This window comes from Synechococcus sp. R6-7 (assembly GCF_047461695.1).
GTDB lineage: Bacteria > Cyanobacteriota > Cyanobacteriia > Thermostichales > Thermostichaceae > Thermostichus.
The window spans coordinates 1-8,640 of the sequence record NZ_JANSHS010000127.1 but is presented as its reverse complement, the minus strand read 5'-3'; the positions used below and the strand labels follow the sequence as shown (position 1 = coordinate 8,640).

At 59.9% G+C, this 8,640-nt stretch carries 3 protein-coding genes and 2 tRNA genes; all 5 read right to left on the bottom strand.

Annotated features, from left to right (window positions below; translation table 11 throughout):
• Window positions 1-784, bottom strand: a 784-nt coding sequence (locus NW815_RS04435; RefSeq protein WP_414415753.1) for a response regulator, incomplete at its 3' end; no start/stop codon positions are given.
• A gap of 34 nt (window positions 785-818) precedes the next feature.
• A complete protein-coding gene (locus NW815_RS04430; protein ID WP_414415752.1) occupies window positions 819-5,174 on the bottom strand; it encodes a PAS domain S-box protein in 4,356 nt (1,451 codons plus the stop codon).
• A gap of 169 nt (window positions 5,175-5,343) precedes the next feature.
• Window positions 5,344-8,133 (bottom strand): cation-translocating P-type ATPase, encoded by a 2,790-nt coding sequence (locus NW815_RS04425; RefSeq protein ID WP_414389156.1) that lies wholly within the window; start codon window positions 8,131-8,133, stop codon window positions 5,344-5,346.
• Between the two features lie 134 nt (window positions 8,134-8,267).
• A tRNA-Thr gene (locus tag NW815_RS04420) sits at window positions 8,268-8,339 on the bottom strand.
• A gap of 8 nt (window positions 8,340-8,347) precedes the next feature.
• Window positions 8,348-8,433: transfer RNA gene (locus NW815_RS04415), tRNA-Tyr, on the bottom strand.
• Window positions 8,434-8,640: the final 207 nt, after the last annotated feature.

Sequence of the window (8,640 nt, the reverse complement as noted above, 5' to 3'; positions counted from 1 at the left end):
TGTGGAGATCGATGGTGGCAGCCGCAGAGCTCAACTCCTTGGCTTCCAGGCCCTGCAGATCCAGCAATCTGTTGATTAGCTCGATTTCAGCTTGACATTCTTCCAGGGCAATGCGGTGGTATTGGCGCTGCTTCTCGTTGAGAGGAGTGCGGCCCAATAGCTCCAGGGCCAGCTTGATCTTGGTGAGGGGGGTGCGCAGCTCGTGGGAAACGCTGGCCAGAAAGCTATCCTTGAGGCGGCTGAGCTGCTGCAGATCCTGCACCTGGCAGGCCAACTGGGCAGTGCGTTCTTGCACCTTGGCTTCTAGGGCTTGGTTGAGTTCCCGCAGGTGGCGTTGGGCTTGGCTGGCCTGGATCAGGTGGCGGATGCGCCGCTTCAAAACCGACCAGCGAATGGGTTTGGAAATGTAATCGCTGGCCCCGGCAGCAAAGGCTTCATCCACGCAGGACTCATCTTCCAGCGCCGTGACGATGAGAATGGGCAGATCCGAGTTTTGAGCATGGAGGCGGCGACAGCACTCAAACCCATCCAAATCTGGCATGACCGCATCCAGCAACACCATATCCACTGGGTGTTGAGCGGCTAGCTGCAGACAGACTTCGCCGCTGCTGGCTTCCAGGACTTGGTAGCCTTCTCGCTCAAGGGCGTAGCGAACCAAGAGTCGCTGGCTGGGCTCATCCTCCGCGATCAACAACAACGGCTTCTTTTCAGGAGAGGGGGATCCCGCCTGGGCCTCAGGAACCGCCGGCGAGCTGGCCGGAGGATGGGGATTAGGCCTCAGCATAGGCATTGAGAGGAGAGGGAGAAAGGCTCTGCACTCAGGAGGAGAGACTGAGGATAACTTGCCGATATGCCACTTCTAGCTTCTGCACGGCTTGCTCTATAGTGTCCCATTTTACAGAACTGGCTGGCTCGGCATGAACCAGCTTTTCCAACTGCTGACACAGCTCGGCCAGACGTTTGGCGCCCAGGGTGCTGCTGCCGCCTTTGAGGCGGTGGGCCAACCGAGCAATGGCTTGGGGATCCCGCTGCTCTAGGGCCTGCCGCAGGGATCCCAATAGAGCTTCGCTGTCCTGCCGGTAGGTTTGGATCATCTCCTGCCAGGCTTCTGGAGAGCTGAAGACTGCCCGCATCTGGGCGAGGATAACGGGGTCGAGGGGTGGATCCTCTTCTTGGCTGGCCGGGATGGGAAGGGGAAGGGATCCCTGAAGAACCCGGACTAGGGTAGCCGGCTCCAAGGGTTTGGTGAGGTAGCCATCTACCCCGGCAGCTTGGGCAGCAGCACGGCCTTCCGAAAACACATTGGCCGTGAGGACAACAATGCGAGGCTGGCGCTCAGGAGGCAGTTCAGCGCGGATGCGACGGGTGGCCGAAAGACCATCCAGCTCCGGCATTTGCATGTCCATCAACACCAGATCGTAGGGGCGCAGGCGCAGAGCTTGGACGGCTTCCAGACCGTTGCCGACTATGTCGGGCCGGTAGCCCAATCGCTCCAGCATGAGGCGAATCACCTTCTGGTTAACCGGGTTATCCTCTGCCACCAGGATCTGAAGCGGGTAGCGGCTGGCCAGGGTAGCGTCCCAAATGGAGGGAGGAGCGGCGGGAGAGGAAGATAAGGAGGAAGGAGCTTTTTCTCCCACAAGCCCCAGCAGCAGCTTCCGCAGTTGGGAGGCTTTGACCGGCTTGGCCAAAGCGGGGAGAGGGTCTGCTGTGGAGATGAAGTTGCGCCCCGTCAGCACTATGGGCAACAGGTGGGGTTGCGCTTTCCGCAGGTTAGCCGCCAAGGTTAGGCCATCCTGGCCTGGCAGAGTGGCATCCAGCAGGGCTAGGTCAAAAGAATGGGTTCTAGCTGCAGCCTGGGCTTCTGCCGCCAAGGCGCAACAGGTTACCTCCATGCCCCAAGCGCTCAGCAGTCGGGATAGCAACTGCCGTTGACTGGCGTTGTCTTCCACCAGCAAAACCCGCTTGCCGGCCAAGCACGGATCCGGTGCGGCGGTTGGCAACAGCTCCTGGTCTGGCCTCTTTAGGGGGATGCGAAAGCGAAAAGTGGATCCCTGGCCCGGCTGACTTTCCACCCCGATTGCTCCCCCCATGAGCTGGCAGAGACGCTGGCTGATGGCCAAGCCCAGGCCGGTGCCCCCAAACTGGCGGCTGATGGAGCTATCCACCTGGCTGAAGGGCTTGAAGAGGCGATCCAATTTTTCGGGGGGAATGCCAATGCCTGTATCCCGCACCTGAACGCTTACCCACTGCTTTTCAGGATCCCTCTCCCCGGCCTCGACGGTCACCACCACCTCTCCCCGGGGGGTGAACTTGATGGCGTTGCTGAGCAGATTGGCCAGGATTTGGCGCAGCCGGTTGGGATCCCCTATCAAGGTTGGCGGCAGGCTGGGATCCACCCAAGCCACCAGTTCCAGATCCTTGCTCTGGGCTTGGGCGGCCATCAAATCCAGCAGCTCTTCCACCAACTGCGGCAAGGAAAAGGGTATTTCCTCCAGTTCCAGTTTTTGGGACTCGATCTTGGAGAAATCGAGGATGTCGTTGATTAGGTTCAGCAGCACCTCGCCTCCATAGCGGATGGTCTGTACCCAATCCTGCTGCTGCGGATCCAAGGAGGTGTCCAGGAGTAGACTGGTCATCCCCAAAATGGCGTTGATGGGGGTGCGGATCTCGTGGCTGATGGTGGCCAGGAACTCGCTCTTGGCCCGGCTGGCGGCTTCGGCAGCTTCCTTGGCTGCTTTCATCTGCTCTTCTGCCAGCTTGGCTACGGTGATATCCCGTCCGGCGGCGTAGAACAGGGATCCGGCCAAAGAGGCTCGCCACTCGATGAAACGATAGCTGCCGTCCTGGGTGCGGTAGCGGTTGACAAAGTGATCCAGCTGTTCTTCTTCGATAAGCTGCTGCATGGCCGCCTGTGTGGCGGGGACATCTTCCGGGTGAACCCACTCCAAAAACGGTCGGCTCTGGAGCTCCTGCAGGGAATAGCCCAGGGTGGTCTCCCAGGCGCGGTTGAGACGGCGAAAGTACCCTTGGGCATCGGCAATGCAAAGCAAATCCAGAGCTACCGAGAAAAACTGCTCCAGCTCCGCTTCTGCCGACTTGCGGGCAGTGATGTCCACCGCGGTAAACACCCAACACGGGATCCCGCGCAAGACAAGGGGCTGCACAAACACGTCTTCCCAGACAACTCGGCCATCCTGCCGCTGCCAGTGCCACTCAAAGCGGGCGGATCCCTGCTGGCGGGCTTGCTCCAAGTAGGACTGCAGCGAGAACTCCCCGCCCCGAAGAGCCTGGCGATAGGGAGACTGCTCGCAAGCGTCGAAGGCCCGCAGCTCCTCCAGGCTGGAGAAGCCATAGGCCGAAATGGCTTGGGAGTTGGCCTCCAGGATCTCGCTCGTCTCTGCATGGCGGATGAGGATGGCCACAGCGGCATTCTCAAACAGAGCCCGGAACTTCTGCTCGCTTTCCTGGACGGCCTGCTGGGATCGCACCCTGTCGGTAACATCGCGGACGATCACCACCACCTCTTGGGGGTTGAGGGGCACAATGCGCACCTCTTCGTGGCGGGTCTCCCCTTCAATCTCGATGCTTTGGTCGTAGCGCTGCCGCGTCTGGGTAGCTATAGCCTGCTGAACAAAGAAAAGCCGCCGCTCGGCCAACTCCGGTGGCAAAAGCTCCTGCAGGGATCGGCCCACGTAGGTGTCGGGTGAGCTATAGGGAACAACCTCGCCCCCCCAGACAAAGCTCAAGCAAATGCCCTGGCTATCCAGGCGGAAGATCAAGTCGGGAATGGCTTCTAGAATGGCTCGCTGCACCTGTTCAGCGGCTTTCAAGGCCAGCTCTGCCTGCTTGGCTTCTGTAATATCCCGCACGATTGCCAGGACTTCCTGGCTGTTGAGAGGGACAATGCGGGCCTCTTCGTAGCGTACCTCCCCTTGAACTTCAATGCTGTACTCGTAGCGCTGTTGGGTTTGGGTGGCCAGGGCTTGCTGAACATAGAAAAGCCGCTGCTCGGCCAGCTCCAGCGGCAGAATTTCCCGGGGGGATCGGCCCAAGTGCTGCTCGGCTGGAGTGTAGAGATGGATATCGCCTCCGGAAATAAAGCTCAGGCAGATGCCCTGGCTATTCAGGCGAAGGATGAGGTCGGGGATGGCTTGGAGAATGGCCCGCTGGGTGGCTTCCATTTCTCTGAGGGCCAACTCCGCCTGTTTCCGCTCGGTGATATCTCGCACCAGGATGTAAACTTTGTCTCTCCCGTGAGCGACAACGCAGGCTCTCCGATAGCAGCGGATCCCCGGCTCAATCTCAACTTCGTACTCTAGGTACTGCGGCGTCTGGCTGACCAAGGCCCCCTCCGCCAGAGATGGATACTGCTCTTTCAGCGAGCCAGTAAACACGTCTTGGGCGCGGCAACCCACGTAAAACTCAGGCGGATGTCGGGTGGGAACGTAAGGGGAAGGCTTGCAATGAAGAATGACTCCCTCGGCGCTGAGCTCAAAAATCAAGTCGGGAATGGCCTCGTAGAGGGCGCGGTAGCGAGACTCGCTTTCCTGTAGAGCCCGCTCCATCTTGACCCGCTCGCTGATGTCGCGGCTGGTGATGAGGATCCCGTCTCCCACCGGCACCACTTGGTGATGGATCCAACTGGCCTTCAAGCCCGGCTGCCCCGAAATGGGGAACTCCTCTTCCAGAGGAATGCCGGTTTCCACCACTCGCTTGTATTTCTCAAAAAAGCCCCCCCAGCGGTTGATGGGCAGCAGCTCGCACAGCCGCTGGCCGATGATCTGCCGGCGCTGGAGGGAAATGAGCTCTTCCCCCTTGGCGTTGACATCCACAAAGACAAAGTCGCGGATCTCGCGGGTAACGGGATCCCGCACCGCCTCCAGCAGGTAAATAGCATCCAAGCTGGCTTCCAAGGCTGCCCGAAAACGAGCCTCTGGGCTGGGGGTGCCTCTAGGAGGTTGGAAGGGAAATCTTCGAGAAAGGCATCCCAGGATCCCTCTGAAGACAGAAAGCGGCTGACTTTCCCCCAGGCTGACGCCAAGCAGCAGGAGAGCCAAGAAGAGGGATCCCAGCAGCCAAAAGGCAAGGCCAGAGGGATCCACCAGGCCCACCGTTTTCCCTGCTGCCCACAGCCCCCCGTGCATAAAACCCAGAGCAAGGTATTCCAGCAAGTTTTTCCAGCTTATCCTGCAGGTCAAAAGAGGAAGCTCAGCCAACTTGCGGAAATAGCCTCTGTACAACCCCTTGAGGATGGCTTTTGGGGGAGACGAGCCTCTGCTCAGAGTTTCGTTTCTGGATGCAGCAGGGAGAGAGGCTCTTGATTGTCTTGATTGTAAAGAGTCAGCGGGATCCCTTGCGCCAGCGGCAATAGAGTTTTTCCAACTCCACCCAGACCATAACCACGGTGCTAAAGCCCAAGCAGATCAAAAGTTCAGTGCGGGTTAGCTCCTCTGTGCCAAAGAAGCTGCGCAAGAAAGGCACATAGAGCAGAGCCAATTGCAAGAGCAGAGTGGTCAGGACCGCGCCCAGCAGGTAGGGGTTGGAGAAAGGGTTGGTCTCGATGGTGAGCTTCTCGTTGGAGCGCACGGCCAGCGCATGGCCCATCTGGGCGATACACAGGGTGGTGAAGACCATCGTGCGCCAGTGGGGGATGTAGGCTTCCACAATGGCCATCATGAGGATTGTGGAGATGGCAAAAACCACGCCGATGCGCACCATGTAGGCTCCCAGCCCCTGGGCGAAGATGCTCTCTTTGGGGTTGAAGGGGGGGCGCTGCATCACCCCTGGCTCCGCCGGTTCCAAAGCCAAGGCCAGAGCGGGCAGGCCATCGGTCACCAAGTTCATCCACAAGATCTGTAGGGGTGTCAGCGGCACATCCCCCAAGCCCAGGATGGGGGCAGCAGCCACTGTCAGCACCTCACCGATGTTGCTGCCCAAAATGTACTTCACAAAGCGGCGGATGTTGCTGTAGACCACTCGCCCTTCTTCAATGGCTGCCACGATGGTGGCGAAGTTGTCGTCCAGCAGCACCATATCGCTGGCCTCTTTGCTCACATCGGTGCCCGTGATGCCCATGGCGATGCCAATATCCGCTTGGCGCAGGGCAGGGGCGTCGTTGACCCCATCCCCGGTCATGGCCACGAACTCGTTTTGCTTTTGCAAGGCCTGGACAATGCGCAGCTTGTGTTCGGGGGCGACGCGGGCATAGACCCTGACGGTTTGTACCGTTTGCAGCAGCTCCTCAAAACTCAGGCGGGAGAGGGTGCGTCCGTCAATCGCCTGATCCTCCGACTCGAGAATGCCCAGCTGGCGGGCAATGGCAACAGCTGTCAGTTGGTGGTCGCCGGTAATCATCAACGTGCGGATCCCAGCTTCTCGGCAGCGGGCCACGGCCTCTCGTGCCTCTGGTCGCGGAGCATCGTGCATCCCCATCAGGCCCAGCCAAACCAGGTTGTGCTCCACCTCTTCCCCGTTGTCCGGGATCCGCTCTAGCCTCTGGGTGGCTACCCCCAGAACCCGGATACCTTGGGCGGCCAGGCGGTTGTTGGTGCCGAGGATGGCTTGGCGATCTGTTTCCGACAGCTCCTGCCAAGTGCCCCCTTTCTGGATACGATCACACCGCTCCAGCACCAGCTCTGGGGATCCCTTGATGTAGACGCAATAGCCGCCGTTTTCCTGGATCACCACGCTCATGCGCTTGCGTTCTGAGCTGAAGGGAAGCTCCTGCACACGTGGGTAGCGCTCCTGTAAAGAGCCTTTGTGGAGGTTGGCCTTGGCGGCTGCCACCAGCAGGGCGGCCTCGGTGGGATCCCCCAGGATGGACCAGGTGGGCGTTGAAGGGGGGGAAGAAACTGCAGACCGAGGGTTACGCCCGGCAACAGGTTGGAGACTGGCCTGCAACAGGGCATCGTTGCAGAACACCACGGCCCGCAAGATGGCCTGCAGATCCGGGGCGCTCCCGGGATCTATGGGCTGGCCGCCGCAGTAGAAGGATCCCTTGGGAATGTAACCGGTGCCGCTGACGTGGTAATGGCGGTCGGGGGTAATGATGTCGGTTACCACCATTTTGTTTTCCGTGAGGGTGCCGGTTTTGTCGGAGCAGATGGTGGTCACGGATCCCAGGGTCTCCACTGCCGGCAGGCGGCGGATGAGGGCATGGCGGCGCACCATGCGTTGGGTGCCAATGGCCAGGGTGACAGTGATAACCGCGGGCAGCCCCTCTGGTACCACGGCCACGGCCATGCTCAAGGAGGTTTCCAGAAGCGAGGTGAAAGGGGCCATACTCCCGGCTTGCAGCAGCCCTATCCCCACCACCAAGGCCACCAAAGCCAGGGATCCCGACACCAGCACATTGCCCAGTTGGCTCATGCGCCGCTGCAGGGGAGTGGGCTCGTTTTCCACCGTTTGCAGCAGCTTCGCCACCTTGCCCAGCTCGGTATTCATCCCGATGCTGGTGACCAGGAGGATCCCTCGCCCCTGAATCACTTCGGTGCCCATGAAGGCCATGTTGCGCCGTTCCCCCAGCTCGATGTCCGGCGGGAGTACGCAATCTGCCTGTTTGGTTACAGGGGTGGCTTCTCCGGTCAAAGCTGCTTCCCGCACCTGCAGGTTCACGGCCTCGGCCAAGCGCCCATCGGCTGGGATCTGTACCCCAGCTTCCAGCAGCACGCGATCCCCCGGCACCAGTTGGCTGGCTGGAACTTCTTGCCACAGGCCATCCCGCTCCACCCGCACAGTAGGGGAGGCCAGTTTTTTCAGGGCCGCCAGCGCTTTTTCCGCCCGACTTTCTTGCAAATAGCCCAGGCCACCGTTAAGGCCAACGATCAACAAAATGGCCAGGGCATCTTTGGGAAACTCGCCTTCTTGCAAGTCCAAAGTGGCTGAGATCGCCGCTACGGCGATCAGCATCAGCAGCATGACGTTGCGGAATTGATCCAGCAGGACTTGCCAGGAGCTACGGCCAGAGGAGGTGATCAGCTCATTGGGGCCATATTGCCGCTGCCTCTGGATCACCTGCTGAGTGGTGAGGCCACGATCGGGATCGGTCTGCAACTTCTGGATGGCGGCGGCAAGGGTGAGGCTATGCCAGGCAGGAACAGAAGCAAGGGGGGATCCATCCGGTGGGATCATCGCGACCACTCGAGGGTTCTTGCCGCATTTTGACATACTCCCCGCCCTCGAGGGGGAGGATTCTTGTCATCTCCCCAGTTGTTCGGGCCATAGCTCTTCTGGCGCCAGCGGCTGGGATCATCTTCAGAGCGCCAAGCCCACGACGAGGATCGAACTCGTGACCTCCCCCTTACCAAGGGGGTGCTCTACCACTGAGCCACGTGGGCAAACCCGATGGTGGGCCGAGTTGGATTCGAACCAACGTAGGCGTAAGCCAGCGGATTTACAGTCCGCCCCCTTTAACCCCTCGGGCATCGACCCGTTGACACCGGTCCTTCATCATAGCAGAAGGTGTTGCGTAAGTCAGACACACTCCCACTGTGCCAATTGTCAGCCATCTCAAAACCGAGGAGTCAGAGTCGAAGCGGAACGAGGCAGCCCCAGAGCTGGGTATAAAGGGATCGGGTTAGGGCTGGGCACTTTTCAAGACAAACTGAATAAGGAACTTGATATCGTTTAAGACAGTTT